The 19,513-nt window shown below is 67.1% G+C and carries 2 protein-coding genes; both read right to left on the bottom strand.

Annotated features, from left to right (window positions below; genetic code table 11):
- Positions 1–164: 164 nt before the first annotated feature.
- Complete coding sequence (locus ACFXK0_RS15385; protein WP_379410873.1) at positions 165–18,287, bottom strand: SDR family NAD(P)-dependent oxidoreductase; 18,123 nt, start codon at positions 18,285–18,287, stop codon at positions 165–167.
- Positions 18,288–18,289: 2 nt separating this feature from the next.
- Positions 18,290–19,501, bottom strand: coding sequence for a cytochrome P450 (locus tag ACFXK0_RS15380; protein WP_379410871.1), 1,212 nt, complete (start codon positions 19,499–19,501; stop codon positions 18,290–18,292).
- Positions 19,502–19,513 lie beyond the last annotated feature (12 nt).

Raw genomic sequence — 19,513 nt, 5'->3', positions numbered from 1 at the left:
CGCTGAGCACCGTTTCAGCTAACCCCACCTGGCAGCTGTTCAACTCCCCACTGCGGCCTTCCGGTGATTTTCGTCATATTTTGGACGGAAGCGCTGCGCGCGGTGACAGCCAGGTGGAACTCGGACCCCTCGGCCTGGGTCGAGACGCACACAGGATGCTTTCGTCAGCGATCGTGCCTACCGACGAACTCCGCGACCAAGCCGCACACGAGGACCGGCTCGGTGAAGCAGACGAAGTGGCCCGAGCGCTCGAGCTCTGAATATTCGGAACCGGGGATGCTGCGGTTGATGAATTGTCCGGTCGAAACGCCGACTACCGAGTCGTGCCGACCTTGGACGACGAGAGTCGGAACCTTGATGGACGCCAGTCTGTCGGTGAGGTCGGAGCCCTGCGCGAACAGATCGAGGTAGCGGAGGCCGGTGCGCGGATCCATGCTCTCGCACTCCAGGAGAAGATCGACCAGGCTGCGTTCGAGAGTGTCGTCCACCGGAACGCCGCCCGCCTGGATGGCGGCGAAATCGTCTGCGATGACAGTGTCGAGTTTGTCGATTCGCCCCCTGCGGTTGGCGAACTTGTACGAGCCACCGAGAAGCGACAGGGACGCTACCCGATCTGGATGGGACAACGCCATCCACTGCGCGAAGATCGAGCCCACCGAGGCGCCGCCGAGATGGAAGCGGCCCCGCACGCCGATTCGGTCGAGAACACGAATCTGGAGATCGATCAAACTGTCGAGGCTCAGCGTGCTGGTGGTCCGGGTGCGACCGACACCGGGTTGGTGGATGACCACGACGCGGCGACTTTCGGCGAGGTTCGTGAACAGGTGGGCGAACATACCCGCACCGATGTTGAAGGGATGCATCAGTACCAACGGGAGCTCGCCGGTCCCCACGTCGAAGACTTCTACCTCACCTTCCACGTCCTCGACGACGGTCGATCGGACCGCTGGACAGAACCGCTGGAGGACGCGGAGATTGCCCGGAGGCGCTGGTTCGCCCCCACTCGTCCGCAGGTCGGTCAGGTAGGTCTCGCGCAGCTGACCGAGCTGGTTGCTGAACCACGACGGCTGAGGTCCACGACGGTCGTGTATCCGGCCGATCGTCCCTGACATGTCAGCGACCTTCGCGCGGACCTGCTCGGTGTAACCGATCGGAATCGCCAATCGCACGAACCCGTCGAGTCCGGGATACACCGGGCTCGACAGGTGCGGGCCGACACGAACGCCTGTTCGCTGGTACAGGTGCGCAGCCAGCGTCATCGCGTCCGCCTCGGCCGTACCGTCCGACGCCACGCACAGGGCAAATGTCGGCTTGTCAGGAATGACATGGACACCCTGCGCCCGAATAGCGTGCGCCATTTCGGATACCACGATCTGTCGTTCGGTCACCAGCCGGTGTGCCGTGTCGAGGTCGTCCAGACCCGCGTGCATGACCGCGCGTCCGATGGCCGAGAACTCTCCGTGGTCGCTCGCGAGCCGCGTTCGAAGGCGTGTGCTCAGCGGTTCATACGACGTGCCGACCAAGCCGCCGGACGTCAGGGCAAAGTTTTTCGACAGGCTCATTGTGGTCGCGTCCGCGTATCGCAACGTCCTGGTGAGTGCCTCGGCGAGCGATTCCGACCGCATTTCCGCGGTGACAGTGTTGTCGACAATGCGCGTGGAGTCGAGAACCAGTCGTGTACCGGACCGGTCGCAGACCGCGCGGATCCGCGCGAGCTGACTATCCGGGATCGGAACGCCACCCGCGGAGTTCGGGCACAACTCGATGAGTACGAACGATAGTGGCTCCGGCATCGTGGCCAACGCCCGATCGACGGCGGCGGCGAGTCCGTCGGTCTCGATATTCTCGATTCCGACAGCGGTGAAGCGGTTCTCGGCCAGGGCGGCGAGCCACGTGGGAAACGCGCCGTTGTGCAGTACGGTGCCCCGTCGACCCGGCCACGCACGGCACAGCATCGACTCCGATTGGCGTCCGCTCGACGCAAGGACGATGCATTCGAACGGAAGCCACGAGGGCATCGGAGGATTCGACGCCAGCAGTTCGGTCATCCGTGCGCGGACTGTGTCGTCGTCGCGGTCGGCCCATGAGTCGGAGATGAGGTCGAGCTCGACATCGGTTCGCTCGAGGCTCAGCACGTCCATCGGCGGGCCGACCTGCACGTCGTCCGGTGTCTCGGGCCCGGGATCGCCGATCAGGAGCATGATCTCGGCGACGCCGGTGCGCTCACCGTGGGGTTGGCACAGGTAGATCGGCGACTCGGCCGGTTTGAATTTTCGTTTGAAGTGATAGTTCCCCAGCGGGGTCAGTCCGGCCTGGCTCATTCGCTCGAGCTCATCGACCAGGATCGGGTCGGCATTCGCCGAAGTTCCTGTCGGTATCGCGAAAGTTGCTCCCAGACTGAAGATGTCGATGCCCTCACCGCGGAGACGATCCACGATCTGGGTCACGGTGTACTCCAGGCATCCTGGAGGCGTGTCGGGGCCGTAGAACTCGACATCGAGCAGGTACCCGTTCTGCACGCCGAGTCGCGAAATGACAACCACCGCGACCAGGTCGTCATCGACAAACGTGAGGAATACCCGATAGACCGGCGGGAGGCTGCCGCGCATCAGGTCGGCTCGGATGGTCCCGACGTAGGGGCTGACATTCCGCTTGCTTGCCGACCAGGCGTCGATGAGCCGTACAACCTCCCGGTCGTATCGGGACAGTTCGTCGGTCCGGCATTCGGCTACCCGGATCTCGCCGGAGCGTGCGAACTTGTTCACGACTCCGCGCAACCGACGCACCGCTCCCCCGGTGAGTGTGAAGGAGCCGATGTCGCCGATCTCCTGCATGACGCCGAACGGAGTCGCGCCGAATCGCTGCCCACGCACAGTATCCAGTGGGTCCGGCCAGAGCACGCTGAGCCGAGCACCCGCACTCGCGGAAACATCACCGAATTCCGCAAGAGCGTCGATCGCGGATTCGGCGGGGCCGGTGTAGCCCCAGACCAGAACGATGTCCCCGACCCACCCGACATCGAGATACCACTGCTCGCTGGTCGGCACATAGACGAAGGGAGCGATGTCGCGACCGGCGAGCGCGTTCTCGAGTCGATACGCGCGTGAGAGCTCAGCGATCGCGGCGCCCACGTCCGCGAGCACGGGCAGGTCGGCACGCCGGACCATCCGTCCGTTCGGCAGGTCGACCACCTCCCCCACACCGGGCACAGGAGCGCGCACGGCCGAAGAGGTGACAGCTGCGGCGGAGAACCCCTCGATCACCGCTGCCGAGAATGTCTGGCGGAGGTACGCCGCGACGGCAACTGTCGACGGGCTGTCGTAGAGAAGGGTCTTCGGCAGCGGGCCGAAATATGATTCCAGGTAGCCGACGGCCCGTAATCTGTCGATCGACGAGAGTCCGGCCGCGTCGAAATCGTCGGGCGCGTTCTCGGATATCCCGGTGAATCGCTCCAGCACCAGATGAATCTCCTGCTCGAGATCGTGGGCCGGGGCGGTCAAGGAAGCGATATGTGCACGGAGTCCGTCCACGGTCGCCGCATCCACGACCGCGACGGCGGAGACAGCGACCCCGAGCTTCGCCGTCAGCCGTTCGGCCAGGTCGACGGCGAAGATGGAATCCAGACCCAGCTCGCGCCAGGTGCGGGAGGAATCGAGGGCGCCGCGCTCCATGTCGAGGATCGCGGCCACCTCGTCGTGCACCCAGCCGTTTTCGAGCACGGGAACCTCGGCGGCAGGATCCGACTCGGGCTCTGATTCTGAGAACCAATGCCGCAGCGGCGCGAACGGCGGAGTGGGTAGCGAGATCACCGGCGGAATGCGCGTCCACAGGACACTCCAGTCGACCTCGTGCCCGGTCAGCCATCGATCCACCACGGAATCGAGGTTCCGTTCCGCCAGCCCGTCAGGGTCCGCACGCAAGCAACGCTCGTCGGGTTGCCCATCGCCGAGGGCCGCGGCGGCCGCCCGGAAATCGGCGATGTCGCGGCATCTCAGGATCGCCCGTGCTCGACCACCCGAATGCCGTCGCTGCAAGGTGGCGGCTATCCGGTCGATCGAATGGAGTTCGGTTGCCTCCGCGGCGAGTACGCGCGCGTAGGCCGCCAGGCGAACCTCGTCGTGCGCTGCCAGCGGAACCACGTACTCCCGCGACGGCATGCCGTGCGCCGACGCCGACGCCGAACTCGGCGCGGAGCCGAGTACGACGTGCGCGTTCGTCCCGCCGAACCCGAAGGCGCTGACCCCGGCGACGAGGTCACGATCGGTCGGCAGGTCGACGGCGGTCGTGACGATGCGCACAGGTGTACCGGCCAGCACGATCTGCGGGTTGAGCGAGTTCAGATGCAGCTGACCCGGCACCGTGCGATGCCGGAGGATCTGCACCGTCTTGATCAGTCCTGCCATCCCGGCGGCTGCCTCCAGGTGGCCGACCGAGGCTTTGATCGAGCCGACCAGGATCGTGCCATCGGTCCCGGAGTCGAGTGCCTGCTTGATCCCCTCGATTTCGACAGGGTCGCCGAGCCGAGTTCCCGTTCCGTGCGCTTCGAGATAGTCGATCGAACCGAATTCGGTGTTCGCGTCACGATACGCTGCCCGCAGAACCGCGGCTTGTCCCTGCGGTGAGGGTGCCGTCAGCGAGGCCGTCCGGCCGGCGTGGTTGACCGCGCTTCCTCGAAGAACAGCGAGCACCTGGTCGTTGTCACGAAGGGCAACGGCCAACGGTTTCAACAGCACGGCGCCTGCGCCCTCCCCGCGGACGTACCCGTCGGCACGAGCGTCGAAAGTGGCGCAGCGCCCGCGTTCACTGAGCATTCCGGCATCGGCGAAGGATTGGTAGAGCCCTGATGTCAGGGTGAGGTTGACGCCGCCGACGATGGCCTGCGAGCACTCGCCCGAGCGCAGTGCCCGAATCGCGCGGTGTACCGCGACGAGCGAACTCGAACATGCGGTGTCGACGGCCTCGCTGGGACCGCTCAAGTCCAGCATGTGTGATACGCGGTTGGCCAGTACCGCGTGTGACAGCCCGGTAGCCGAATGGGCGCGATCGGGGATTCCGCCGGCAGACATCAAGTCCTGGTAGTCCATGGTGGACACGCCGACGAAGACACCGGTCGCACTACCGCGCAGATCCTCCGGTGCGCGGGCCGCGTCCCAGATGGCTTCCCAGCACACGGTCAGGAAAAGGCGCTGCTGCGGGTCCATCACCTGGGCTTCGCGGGGGGAGATACCGAAGAACTCGGCGTCGAACGCGGTCGCGTCGTCGATGAACCCGCCCCGGATTCCGGCCATGACGGGGTTGTCGTGCAGTTCGGCGCGGTCGGGTGGCACCGAGCGCACGAGGTCCTGACCTTCGATCAGTGCGTTCCACAAGTGCCTGCTCGAGGGGGCGGCGGCGATCGACGACGCCATGCCGATGATGGCGATCGGTTCGTGATTCGACGCCGCTCCCGGTGTCGTCACCACCGGCACAACGCCGTCATCGGGCACAACGCCGCCATCGGACACAACGCCGCCGTCGGGCACAGGCAGCGTGACCAGCTCGCGCAGGTGGTCGGCGAGATGCTGGAGCGTGGGATTGTCGAAGGCGACGGCCGGGTGCAGGCTGGTGCCGAAGGCGCTGTTGAGACGCTCGATCAGTTCGGTGAGCGTGATCGAGTCGAATCCCAGTTCCAGTAGTTCGGCATCGAGATCTACTTCCGCGGCAGGGACGAGCAGGAAGTCCGCGGCATGTCGTCGCACCTCGGCGACAAGCTGGTCAACCGGCATCCCGGCGATGACGGGGTCCGGTGCGGAGACCGGTTCCGGTGTGGAGCGCGGGCCAGGAGGTTGTGGCGTTTCCAGTTCCGCGACGTGCAGTACCGGATAGCCGGCGCCGATAGCCCGTGCGAGCACACCGAACGCCGTCGCTGTCGCCATCGGCACCATGCCATGGCGGCGGCGCAGCTCCTCGAGCACCGGGGTGGGCATGCGCATTCCCCCCTCGGCCCACAGCGGCCAGCCCACTGAAACCGATGCGCCCGAACGGTTTCCCGCGCGAACGAGTTCATCACGTTGTCGGCAGGCAGCGTCGAGGTAGGCATTGGCGAACGCGTAGTCGGTTTGGCCAGGGCTCGGGTTGCGTGCTGTGAGTGACGAGTAGGCGACGAAGAAGTCCAACGAGTCGTTCGCGGTGGCGCTGTCGAGAACCCGCATACCCGTCAGCTTCGGTTCCAGAACGGCAGCGATGTCCGGTCGAGTCTTGCCGGCCGCTAGTGCGTCCCGCAGTGTCCCCGCCGCGTGGATCACACCACGCAACGGCCCGGCGAATCGGGCCTCCGCGAGCGCCCGGTCGACTGCGTCGGCATCGGTGACATCGACCTGCCGGAATTCGATCCGGCCGAGGCCGTACCGGTCGATGAGTTCCCGCACCTGGGGACTCGCGGGTGATCGACCGAGCAGCCACACTGTGTCGGCGCCGGCATCTGCCAGCCACGCGGCGGTCGCTACGCCGAGTCGTCCACCACCGCCACTGATCACATAGGAACCCCCGCTGACCGGCGGTGGCGCAATGTGCGGCAGGTCGGCCTCGACCATGGTCGCGACTTCCCGCGCGGCCACAGCGCCGCGGTGGTAGCGCACCTCGGCCACCTCACCACCACCGGTTTCATCGAGCAGCACGCGCGCCGCGGCAGGCACGGGCATACCGCCCAGGTCGACGACCGCGGCGGACACCGGCATTTCGGCGGCCACGGACCGGAGCAGACCAGCCGTGGCGGGTCCGGTCGGGTGTGTCGAGGCCTGCCAGGCGCACACCAGCCGCACCGGGGTGCGACCGCGTCGCGATGCGTATCGGGCGGCCACCCGAACAACGGTGCTCACCAGCTGTACCGGGGCGACTGTCGGCGGGTCGAAGAGCACAACGAGGGCGTCGACGTCGCCGGCGGTGTCGACGTCTTCGTCGAGCGAGACGGCATGGACACCGCGGTGCCGAGCCTCGGCGATCAGTGCCTCGGCCAACGGCTGATCGCTGTCGGCCAGCGCGAGGACACCCACCGATCTCGGCGCGCTCGTCACCGTGCCGATGGCCGCCGGTTGCCACTTCGGGACCTCGAAGCGCAAGGAAGTAGCCGACCCCGACGGACGCCCGGTACCCGGTCGGGCCGGATTCGGCACGTTGTAGGCGCGGCGCCGCGTAGGGACGCCGGGATAGGCCAGCCTGCCCGGCTGGTCACGCCACAGTTGTTTCCACTCGATCCGGGCGCCGTCGACCCACCATCGGGCCAGCCGGTCGAGATCGCGAGTTCGCAATGCCGCTGTGGCCACAATGTCTTCCGATGCCGGGCTGCGGGTGCTCGGCGCGCCGAGGTATGTTCCCGCACCGGCCGTGGAGTCCGGAGTGGACCCGGCGGCAAATCTCTGGAGCCGGTTCGCGAGTTCTTCGCCGGTCGAGCAGACGACGGCGAGCCGATGGCCGAAAGCCGGCCGACCGACTTGGCTTGTCCACGCCAGCCGGGCGAGTACGCCACCGGCAAGATCATGCGCGAACGCGGCCAGATTCGCCGCGTACTCGCGAAGCCGGTCCACGTCGGGGCACGACAACAGCACGAGATGTGGACCGGTGCTTCGGCCCTCCTGTCCGCGCGGGGGTGCTTCTTCGACGACGACGTGGACGTTGGCGCCACCGGCCCCGAACGAACTGACGCCGGCCCGCAGGGGTAGCCCCGGCACGCCGGGTAGCCACTCGGTCAGGCGCTGCACCGGTTGGGTTCCCAGCTCGCCGAACGGAATGCGTGGATTGACTGTCGCCGGACCGATGGACGGCGCCAAGCTTCGGTTCCGAAGCTGAAGGACGGCCTTGGTCAGTCCGGCGATTCCGGCCGCGCCCTCCAGATGGCCGATATTCGACTTCACCGAACCGACCCAGCGGGGAACGGATTCGGACCCGAGTCCGCGAAACGCGGCGCCGAGCGCGGCGATCTCGATGGGATCACCGAGCGCGGTTCCTGAACCGTGTACTTCCACATACGAGATCGTCTCCGGCGCCACCTCCGCGTTGCGCAGGGTCGACATGATGACCTCGGCCTGAGCGTGCGGGTTCGGGACGGTGTATCCGCTGGTGTGGCCACCGGCGTTCACGGCGGTTTCCCTGATCACGGCCCAGATGTCGTCGCCGTCGCGCAGCGCGGCCGCGAGGGGTTTGAGCAGCACAGCTCCCACGCCTTCGCCGGGGACGTAGCCGTCGGCGGCATCATCGAAGACTTTCACTCGGCCGTCGGCGGCGAGCATGTTCCGTTCGCCGAGCGACACCAGGTGCGACGGGTGCAGGACCAGGTTGACTCCACCGGCGATGGCGCTGCCGCATTCACCGTCGCGCAGACTCCGCACGGCCAGATGCACCGCGGTGAGCGAGGACGAGCAGGCCGTGTCCACAGCCATGCTGGGCCCGGAGAGATCGAGCGCGTAGGAGACTCGATTGGCGATCGACCAATAGGCCGAGTGGGCGCCGTTCGGCGTCCCCTGCTGGTCGAGTCGGGCCCCGATTTCCCCATATCCTCCGTACATGACACCGGCGAAGACGCCGATGGCGCGTGCCTGCGTGTCATCGCCCAGGTAGCCGGTGCGCTCGAGCAGATCCCAGGCCGTCTCGAGGAAGAGCCGCTCCTGTGGATCGATGTCTTCGGCGACCTTCGGCAGGATCGAGAACAGCGCGGCGTCGAACGAGTACGGGTCGGTGATGAATCCACCCCACGCTTGGTAAGGCTGGAGGCCTCGACGCGGATCGGGGTGATCTCGCCAGTGCCACCGCTCGGGTGGCACTTCGGTCAGCGAGCAGATGCCCGCGCGGAGATTGCTCCACAGTGTGTCGATGTCGGGCGCGCCGGGGTATCGCCCGGCGACACCGATCACGGCGATGTCACCGGCGCTGCCTGTCGAACCGCTGGCTGCGGTACCGCCGGACGCAACCTCAGGTTCGGCGATCCGATCGGTGACCACCACCGCTTCCGGACAGTCGGTGGCCAGACGTCGCGCGAGCGCCCTGATGGTTTGCGCTTCGAAGAGCAATGTCGGTGGCAGCGTTCCGAAGTCGCGCTCGAGTCGTTCCAGGAGTTGAACTCCGATGACCGAGCTGACGCCATAGGTCTCGAACGTCGCGTCGAGGGTGAGTTCCTTCTCCTCGAATCCCAGGACGTCGCAGAAGGCCCGCCGAACAGCTGTGCGAGCCTGCTGGATGCCGGCTGGATCGTCCGAGGAACTGCTCGCTGCGGCGGGCACGTCGGGAATCGCCGGGATCGTTTCCCGGTCCGACGCCATGCCGAAATGACGCAGCCCGTTGGCCTGGGTTTCGACGATCAGGGTCTGGCCCTGCCCAGATCGCAATGCGGCGGCGAGCGCGGGGATCGCCGAATCGGCTGTCAGTGGCAGGATCCCGTCCGCCGCCAGCAGCTGCCGGTGATACGACGTCGACGCGACACCGTCACCGCTCCAATACCCCCAGTTGACAACGGTCACCTGGCGCCCATCAGCCCGGGCCGCGACGGCCATCGCGTCCATCGCACGGCAGGCCGCGGCATAGTTCGCCTGCCCCGCGGAGTCGACCAACGCCGCGGCCGACGATGTGACCAGCACAGCCGGGTCGGAGCCGGTGAAGGTGTGGCCGAGCAGATGTGCCAGGCCGTCGACCCGAGGACGCACCACTGCCGCGATGTCGTCGGCGGCCAGGTCGCGAATCCGGCGATCGCGCAGCTCACCCGCACAATGCACCACCGCATCGATTCCGCCGAGCAATCGTTCGGCCGCACTCAGCGCCTGCTCGATACTCCCCCTGTCCCCGATATCGGCTTGCAGATAGTGCACGGTGGCCGTGTGCGCCACCCGCTCGACGATGGGGCTGACCGCACTGATCGGTCTGCGCCCGATCCAGACCTGTGTACCGAGTCCTTCGGCGGCGTGGGCCGAACAAATCGCCTGCCCGATGGCACCGGTCGCACCGACAACGACGAGCCGTCGACCGAGTCCCAGCCCCGTTCCCGCACCGACGACAAGCGGCCGGAACACTCTGTGCAGCAATTGTTCCGAGCGCACAGCGAGGACTCGGTGCGTCGAGTCGTCCGGCATCTCGACCAGCAGGGCTCGGCGGATACGGTCGAAACGCTCATTGTCGTCGCGGACGTCGATGCAGCGGACCGTCCAGGTCGGCTGTTCCGCGGCGATCGCGCCGGCGAATCCGGGGATGGCGCTGTCCACCGCGCTCGGCGACTCCTGCTCGACCACGACGCCCCGCCGTGTGATCAGCGACAGCCGCACCGGGCGCGCCCCGAGCTCGTTGTCGAGCTCACGACACCAGTCACTCAGCAACGCAAGGGTTTCCGACAAGGTCGCATCCGCCGGTCCGGGCAGAACAATCACCGAGCGCACGGCCGGGGTCAGTGTGCCTCGCAGTGCGTGCGGCTGGTCGAAGGGAACAAGCGTGGCATTTCCCGCGGCATCCCGCATCAGGGCGGCGCTCAGATCGTCTCGTGATCGATCAGCGATCACCAGCAGGTCGCCGTTGTCGGGCACCGACGTCCTCGCGTCGATCGGTAGCCACACCGGGTAGAGCAGACCGGTGCCGCCGGCCTGCGGGTCCGGATTCACCCGGATCGCCGCTGCTGTCATCGGATGCAGCCGCAACCCGTCGAATTCCGCGACGAGGGACCCAGCGGAGTCGGTGAGCCGAACCCGGTAGGTGGTGCCGGTCCGCTCGCCGATGACCGTTGTGGCGCGAGTCGACCACCCCCACATCGAAATTCGCCGTACCGCCACCGGGACGAGTGCCGATCCGTCGCCGAGCCCGGGCATGGCCCCCAGGGATTGCAGCGCCGCGTCCAGCATCGCGGTTTCCGCGCCGAAGCCGGGCGCTATCGGATTCAGGACGCCGACCACCAGGTTGTCGCCCACCCGGATTTCGCCGAGCCGACGGTATCGGGCACCGTAGTCCAACCCGGCGTCGGCAAATTCCGCGTACAGGCGATCCGCGCGCACCGTCCCGTGGCAGGCCGCCGCCAGCGCCTGCAGATCAAGATGATCGGGAGTAGCCGCCGGATCGCCGAGGACCTCCAATGATGCTGTCACAGCAACGGTTTCATCGGCCGACCCGATCGCCAGCAATCTTTTCGTCACGTCGTCGGGATCGAGGCCGGTCACGCGGGCGGAGATTGTGATGACAGCGTTGTTCTCGACGGTCAGCGGCGTGCGCCATCGAACCCCGGACAGCGCAAAGGCACCCGGCCTGCCTTCGCGGTCCAGCAGACTGCGGGTGAACTCGATGGTCGCCGCTCCCGGCAGCAGCCTCGTTCCGGCGATGACATGGTCGGCAACCACCGGGTGATCCGGGCGAATCCGGAACTCGACGCTGCCATCACCTCCCGTGGATCCCGCGGTCTCGCCGGCCGCGTCGTTTCGCCACGGCAACGACGGCGGGGCGTCCTGCACGATCACCACGCTGTTCGTTCCCGAGAACCCATAGCTCGCGACAGCCGCCGTCCGCGCGGCACCTGGACGGTATGGCCACGGATGTTTGGTGGCCGGTACCCGAAAGCGGCCGAGACCGTTGATCTCCGGATTGGGCACGGCGTAGTTCGCCAACGGCGGAACGATCTCCATCTGTAGACAGAGAACGGCTTTGATCAGGCTCGAGATGCCCGCCGCGGTGGTGGTGTGGCCGATGTTCGCCTTGACCGAACCCAGCCAGGCAGGCTCGTCGGCGGCGAGCGACTCGCGCAACCCGGCGATCTCGATCGGGTCACCGAGCGGAGTACCGGTGCCATGCGTCTCGACGAAGGAGATATCGCGCGGCTCGACGCCCGCGCGTTGCAGAGCGCACACCATCAACTCCGCCTGCGCACTCGCGTTCGGAGCCGTGATCCCGTTGGTGTGCCCATCTCCGTTGACACCGGTGCCACGCACCACCGCGAGGACGTTGTCGCCATCGCGCAGCGCATCCCGCAGACGACGCAACACGACCACACCCACGCCCTCGCCCAGTACTATTCCGTCGGCCGATGCGTCGAACGGCGCACTGGTGCCCGTCGGCGACAGCATGCCGACATTCGCGGAACGAACCTGGAGTGAGGGCGTTTCCATCACCGCGACTCCACCAGCGAGGGCGGTGTCCACCTCTCCGGTCAGCAGCGCCTGGCACGCGAGGTGAACGGCCACCAACGACGACGAGCACGCGGTGTCGACAGCGATAGCCGGCCCGCGCAGGTTGAGGAAGTAGGAGATGCGGGCGGCCAGAATCGACGCCGAACTGCCGAGAAACGCCTGGGCGGTCTCGTGCGAGTTCGTCACCCGCAGCTGTTCGCCGTGGTCACCGGGCGCACAACCGACATAGACACCGGTGCGTCCCCGGTTGCGGACGTCTGTCAGGTGTCCTGCGGCGTCCAAAGCGTTCCATGATTCCGTCAGGAACAAGCGCTGCTGACAGTCCATCGCGGCAACATCGAGCGGCGAAAGGTGGAAGAACGCATGGTCGAAGGATTCGATATCGTCGATGAGCGCGGCCCAGCGACCATCGGGTCGGGCGCTGTCGGCGACGTTCGACCCGGCGCCCCATCGTCGACCGTTCACCTCACCGATCGCACTACGGCCCGCGGCGATGTTGCGCGCGAACTGCTCCAGGTCGTCGGCGTCCGGCCACCGACCAGCCATACCGACGACCGCGACCGCCGTCCCGTTGTCCTCTGCGAAGGGATCCGGCTCGGCCTCGGCGTCCTCGGCACCCTCGGACCCGGTCGGTGTGGTGTGGGCGGCGGCGGTCAGCAATGCGATGGTCGCGATCTCGCCGGCGAGATGGTTCGACAGTTCCTCGACGGTGGGGTACTCGTAGACAATCGTCGACTCGAGATCGGTGGCAAGCGCCGAATTCAGGTCCCGAACCAGTTGCACCGCGCCAACCGAGTCGAGTCCCTGATCCCGGAACGATTGCCGGGTGTCGATCTCGGGTGGCTCGGCGAACAGGATGTCGGCGAGGCTGGTCACGATCACCGAGGCCACGTCGACGGTCGCGGTGTGATCGGCCTGACGAATCCTGCCCTGATCAGCCCTCTTCGACTCCGCGGCGGGTTCGGACAGGGCCCGGTGCATGCTCATCTCGGCCGCGATGGCCGCGGGAAGTTCGCGGCGGGCAGGCGACGACAGGTGCGCCTTCAACTCCCGGACGGCATCCGGCCGATGTCCCGCGACAACGCGGGCCAGCGACATCGCTTCCGCGACAACGCGATCGCCGTCGCAGAACTTGACCGGTGCCCCCCGGCGTTCGAGTTCCCGACCGGAATACTCGCTACCCGTCAACAGCATCTCCTGAGACAACGAGCTGCCCAGCCGCTGTTCCAGAATGTAGCTCGCACCCATGCCCGGAGTAATCCCGTGACGGAGGAAATTCGCCGCGTAGTACGCGTCACGGGACATGACCACCAGGTCGCCGTACAGCCCGAAGGCCAGACCGCCACCGAACGCGTTCCCCGCCAGGGCGGTGACAACCGGCTTACGGCAGGCCGCCAGACCCTCGTAGACAACGGCGGCGTCGGCGAAGGTGGTGCGCTGGGCCGCGACATCGCTGACCGCTTCGGGAGTTCCACCCAGGCAGAACTCGTCTCCGTTGCCCGCGATGACCAGCACCCGAACGGCGTCATCCGCGTCGACCTGCGCGAGCACGGATCCGAGCAGCTCGAGAAGATCATCGGTGAGCATATTGTGTGTCGCGGGTGAGTCGAGACGGAGCAGTCCGATACCGTGCGGCAACAGCGAGAACGAGTGCCCGGAACCCGATTCGGACGGCAGCGAGACGATCTGCTCTTCGGTCGATTCGGCAGGCAGACGCTCCGGTGTCGCGCGGTCCCGCCAGCCACCGAGTCGGCACTCTTCGGTGTCCAGCGGTGCCACCGGCAGACTCACGCGCCGCCCGATCGGCGTCGCGCGCGGGTCGAGCGTCGCACCAGCGCACCATGCGGGCGCGATCTCGCGCGCCGATCCGGTGCACGGCGCGCTGTGCTCGATATTGTCGGCGACTCCGCTGCTGTGCTGAGGTCCGGACGGCGCCCCGTCAGCGTAGTCCGCGAGCGCGACAGCCAACTGACTCGAGCTGGTGCAGCTGACGGCGAGGCGGACCCGGCGGTGGCGGCGCCCGACCCACAGGGTGTGCGCGATGTCGGCGAGTGGAACCTCGACGCTCGCTGCCCTCATCAGCTCACGCAGCGTGCGTCCGGGCAGTTGCTCCGGCGGTCCCAGCCGCGCGCCGGCCGATTCGAGGACCACATCCACGGTCGCTGGGTCGAGACCCAGATCGGCGAGCGTCCAATCGACGTCGATCTCGTCGCAGGGAACGCCGAGAACTTTCGCGACTCGATCCAGCACGGACTGCGCTGATGGGCTGTCGGTGGCCGATTCGTTGTCGCGCAGCCAGCGACACAGATCTGCGGAGAATCTGCGCAGCGACGACTCCGAATCCGCAGAGAGCAGAACGGCGATCTCGCCGTCGATCGCCTCTGCGCGATGGTTCGTCGGCGGCCGTTGCGGCGCGGCCTCCACAATCACGTGCGCGTTTGTTCCGCCCGCCCCGAAGGCACTGACCCCGGCGATTCGGGATGCGTATCGAGCGGGCCACGGGATGGTTTCCTGCGGAAACTCGAGAGTCGGCGCGACATCGACCACCGCAGCGTTGAGCTGCGCCGAGTGCAACGTCGGCACGATCGAAGCGTGCTCGACTTGCAGGACGGCCTTGATCAAGCCCGCGATGCCCGCCGCACTTTCCAGGTGCCCGAGATTGGTCTTCACAGATCCGACGTGCAGCGGGCTGTTCTCGGTTCGCTCGTGGGCGATTTCACGGTGAATGGCAGCGGCCTCGATCGGGTCACCGAGCGCTGTTCCGGTGCCGTGGGCCTCGAGGTAGCCGATCTCTGCGGGCTCGACATCGGCCGCGGCGAGTGCGGCGGCGATCAAGGCGGCTTGGGCGGCGGGATCGGGCACGGTGAATCCGGCAGAACGACCATTGTGGTTGACCGAAGTACCACGTATCACCGCGTGGACGACATCGCCGTCGGCCTGGGCCCTGGCCAGCGGTTTGAGGACGACAACGCCCACCCCGTCCCCCGGCACGTAGCCATCCGCCCCGGCACCGAATGCCCGGCACCGTCCAGTCGGCGACAGGAAGGTGTCGGCGGACAACTGCACGTACTTCTGTGGATGGGTGGTGATGTTGACCCCGCCGGCGAGCGCTACCGTCGATTCGCCGCGACGAAGGCTCTGCACCGCGAGGTGTACCGCGACCAGGGAACCGGAGCAGGCGGTGTCGAGTGCGATGCTGGGACCCGCGAAGTCGAAGGTGTAGGAGACCCGGTTGGGGATGGCGGAGTGCAGCGCGGTGGGCGCGACACCGTCGGCATCGCGGTAGAGCTGGTAATGGTTCCACATGACGCCGCAGAAGACGCCGACGGTCTCCGTGCGGAGCGACTCCGGTGGTCTCGCGGCGTCCTCCAGCGCACGCCACGCGGCCATGAGGAACTGCCGTTCCTGCGGGTCCATCGATTCCGCCTCGCGGCGACTGATACCGAAGAAGGCGGGAGCGAAGTGGTCACGTTCGGGAAGCACACTGCCCCAACGGCTGTAGGAAGTGCCGCGCTCGGTCTGTGGGCCGTGGGCGAGGGGCTCGGGCCACGCATCGGCCTCGATCTCACCCACACTGTCCTCGCCCGCCTGGAGCAACTGCCAGAACGCCGCCAGGTCCGGCGCGCCGGGACAGCTTCCCGCCATTCCGATGATCGCGATGGGCTCGGGGGCACCCGCAGCGACCGGGTCCGGGTAGGTCACCATCTGCGCCGTCGAGCGATCCGGCTCGCCGTAGGTGACGCAGACGTGCCCGGCGCGGCTCCGCCGTAGCAGCTCGTCGAGCAGGCCGAGCGCCGTCTCGGTGGGTAGACCGGCCGCCGGGTCGGCACTCTCCCCGGCACGCATCCCGCCCTCCTCCCAGTAGGGCCACGCGATGCTCAGCACCTCACACGGACTGTCCCGATGAGTGCGGCTCCAGAAGTCGAGGCTGGAGTTCGCGTAGGCGTACGCGCTCTGCCCGGGATTCGCCACGGCGCCCGATACCGAGGTGAAGGACACGAAGAAGTCCAGGTCAGCCGGATCGACAGCACGCCACAGATTCCGCGCACCGTCCAGCTTCGGGGCGAGGACCGCACGGGTGCGCTCGGCCGAACCCGCGATGAAGACGGAGTCATCGAGTACGCCGGCCAGGTGGAAGATCCCATCGAGGCGTCCGTATTGCCTCGTCAACTCGGCAACCGTGTCGTGACACGTATCCGGGTCGGTGACATCGCATTCGGTAAAGGTGACGGTCGCGCCGCGCGACCGCCAGGCCACGTGGTCGGCAGCAGTGGCAGCGGGCGGCTGTCTTCGACCGACGAGGTGAACGGCCGCGCCGTGTTCGGTGATGAGGTACTCCGCCAACTTGCTACCGAGGCCACCCGACCCGCCCGAAATGAGGTACCTACCGCCCGAGCGCACCAGCGGTGCTGCGGCGGCCACTTCGACCGGTCGATAGTCGAGAGCCTGAAGATGCTCCCGGGTCAGCCGAAACAGCCCGGACTTCCGTGCGCTGACCAATGCGGTGATACTGCGCGCGACCGCGGCGAGTGGCGCGGTGCGCTCGGCCACGAGCACCGCCGCCGACAACAGTCGAACCTCGGCGGCCGCTGTCGCGCAGAATGCACCTGTCCCCTGGAACTCCGGCACCGGCCGGTCGACCAGGCCGAGTAGCAATGCGGTGCACGGTCCGGTGGTGCGGCGACCGAGCCCGCGGACGAGGTCTTGATACTCCGCGACCGCTGCCACCTGGTCGGCGCCGGCGACGACGCACCATACGCCGGTGGGGTCGGGCGTATCCGGCGCAGTGGCGTGCTCTCGCACGGACCAGCCGGTGGCCTCGAGCGCTACCCGCAGCCGGCTACGAAGTTCGGCATCGTGCCCCAGCACGCTGATCGTGTGCCGACCCGCGGGCAGGCCGGCCGCCGGGTCGATGTCCACCCACTGTGCTGCCCACACCTGTGCCGTCGGCCGAACACGAGATGTGGTGCGGGGCTCGGGTGCCGCAGGTTCGGCGATCGGTCGAGACGGACGGTATTCCGCTTCTATGTACCGGGTGAGGTCATCGACGGTGCTGTACTCGAACAGCACCGTCGGATACAGGCGGACACCGAGCGTGTGGCCGATGGTTGCGGAGAGTTCGAGCAACGCAACGGAATCGAGCCCGAGCTCGTAGAAACCCGTGCCGGAATCGATGTGCTCGACCTGGACACCGAGGCGCGCGGCGATCGTGCCACGCACGGCATCGTGGACGAAATCCGGCTCCGCCGTCGTCGACGCCGAGCGCGGTTCGCGCACTGCTGGTAGTGGTTCCGGGTCGGGCTGGGCCCCACCGCGCGAATCACTGCCCGTGAGATCCGAGATCAGCCGCCGATTCCGGATCCGCTTGCAGGTCAGCCGCTCGATGCGCGCGACAAGGCCGCCGTGCGGGTCGACGATGTCGTAGTTGTTGTGCATCACGTCGCCGGTTCGGGCATGTACCTCCGCGGCGGGCACCCACACTCGGCATCGCGGGCCGATGAGTGGTTTCACCAGGGTGGCCTTGGCGATCGTGATCGGGATGTAGGGCTGTTCGAGCTTGGGCGTGCGGGCGAAAGCGACCAGGGTCGAGGCGTCGAGCAGCGCGGGGTGCAGATGGAATCCGGTGGGTGCCGGATGGTCGGGGTCGAGCGCGATGTCGGCGATCAGACCCGTTCGCGTCCGGACCAATCGGCCGAGGGCTCGCATCGGCATGCCGTGGACTATGTGTTCCGACCGGGCTTGTGTGTAGAGGTCGTCCATGGTCGTGAACGCCGGGCCGGCCAGGTCGTCGGCGTCGGCGAATCCCGGATCGGGAGGCTGGGCAAGGATGCTCATCGTCGCGGTCATGTGTCGACGGACGGTGCCGAATTCGCCGCCGTCACCAACCGAGATGCTGGTGACGAGCACGTCGAGGGCACCGTCGGGCCTGCGTTTCAGTCCGATCCGCAGGCGGCGGTCGAACCGACTGTCGGTGACGACAGGTTCCTCGAAGATGATGCCGGTCAGCTCCAAGCAGCCCTCGACACCGCGAGTACGTGCGAGCCGCCAGACCACGTCGAGCAAGGTGGCGCCGGGAAGCACACTCGTCTCGTGGACGTGATGGTTGGCCATCACGAAGTCCGTACGGGAGAGCAGCAGCGTCGCGCCCAGATCCTTGTCGGACATGATCACCATGCGACGGGGAGACTCTCGACTCCGTAGAGGCCGACCGACGGCGGGCGCATCCGCACCTCGTCGACCGGTACCGCGAGGTGCAGGCCGGGAAACCGGGCGAACAGGCGGGAGAAGACTTCCTCCAGTTCCATCCTGGCGATGGCGTGCCCCAGACAGTGATGGGGGCCGTAGCTGAAGGACAGATGATTACGTGGATTGCGGGCGACATCGAGGACGTCCGGGTGCTCGTATGCCCGGGGATCGCGGTTCGCCGTTTCGAGCACCATCACCACGCCCTCTCCCGCGTGAATGGTCTCGCCGTCGATCTCGATGTCGGTGACAGCAACTCGCTGTACCGGGTTCTGCACGATGGTCTGGTGGCGCAATAGTTCCTCGACCGCCGAGGGCCACAGGTCGGGTTGCCCGGCGAGGCGGGCGAGCTGATCGGGGTGTGCGAGCAGCGTGTAGGCACCCAAACCGATCATGGTCGCGGTGGTCTCGTGTCCGGCGACCAGAAGAATGAGTGCGATCTGCACCAATTCCTGCCGCGCCATCGTCCCGGGCAGCAACTGCTCGTGGACGAGGCGGCTGAGCAGATCGTCGGCCTGTTCTGCCTGCTTGCGGGTGAGCAGTTCGTCGAGGTAGCCCATGATGGCCCCCATCGCCGCCATCACCTGTTCCTGTGTGCTCGCGATATCGATCATCGCGCGCGTGTTCTGCTCGAAGACAGGTCGATCCTCGATCGGCACACCCAAGAGCCGGCAGACCATGCTCGACGGCACCGGAAAGGCGAGGGCCGCGACAAGATCGGCGGTCGGCCCGACCGTGTCAATCTCGTCCAGACACGAATCGACGATTTCCGCAACCACTGGCCGGAGCTCGGCAGCGCGCCGTGGCGTGAACTCTTTGACGAGTATCCGGCGCACCCGCAGGTGGGCGGGGCCATCGGTCCGCATGAAGGTGTCTTTCAATGGCGAAGCGAACGCGCCCTCATAGAGGAACGGATAGCCGGGCACACCCTCATCCGAGCTCAGCCTGGAATCGTCGAGCAGGCGCCGGACGTGCTCGTGCCGCGTCACGAGCACGGCGGGCAAGCCACTGGCCAACCGCACCCGCTGGAACGGTGCCGAATCCTGCAACTTCGCATACGCGCCGGGCGGATCGAATCGCGATGTGCGTTCGGAAGGGAAGGGGCACAGGCTGTTCGCGGCGGCGGTCTCGCTCATATGGCCAGTCTG

Origin of the sequence: Nocardia sp. NPDC059177 (assembly GCF_042755165.1) — a bacterium.
Lineage (GTDB): Bacteria > Actinomycetota > Actinomycetes > Mycobacteriales > Mycobacteriaceae > Nocardia.
Note: the sequence above shows the minus strand (reverse complement) of the source record. Positions and strands in the feature narration are given on the sequence as shown.

Bases quoted from the DNA above. Each gene is read 5' to 3' on its own strand.
- ACFXK0_RS15380 (WP_379410871.1), bottom strand. From the start codon at position 19,501: ATGAGCGAGACCGCCGCCGCGAACAGCCTGTGCCCCTTCCCTTCCGAA.
- ACFXK0_RS15385 (WP_379410873.1), bottom strand. From the start codon at position 18,287: ATGTCCGACAAGGATCTGGGCGCGACGCTGCTGCTCTCCCGTACGGAC.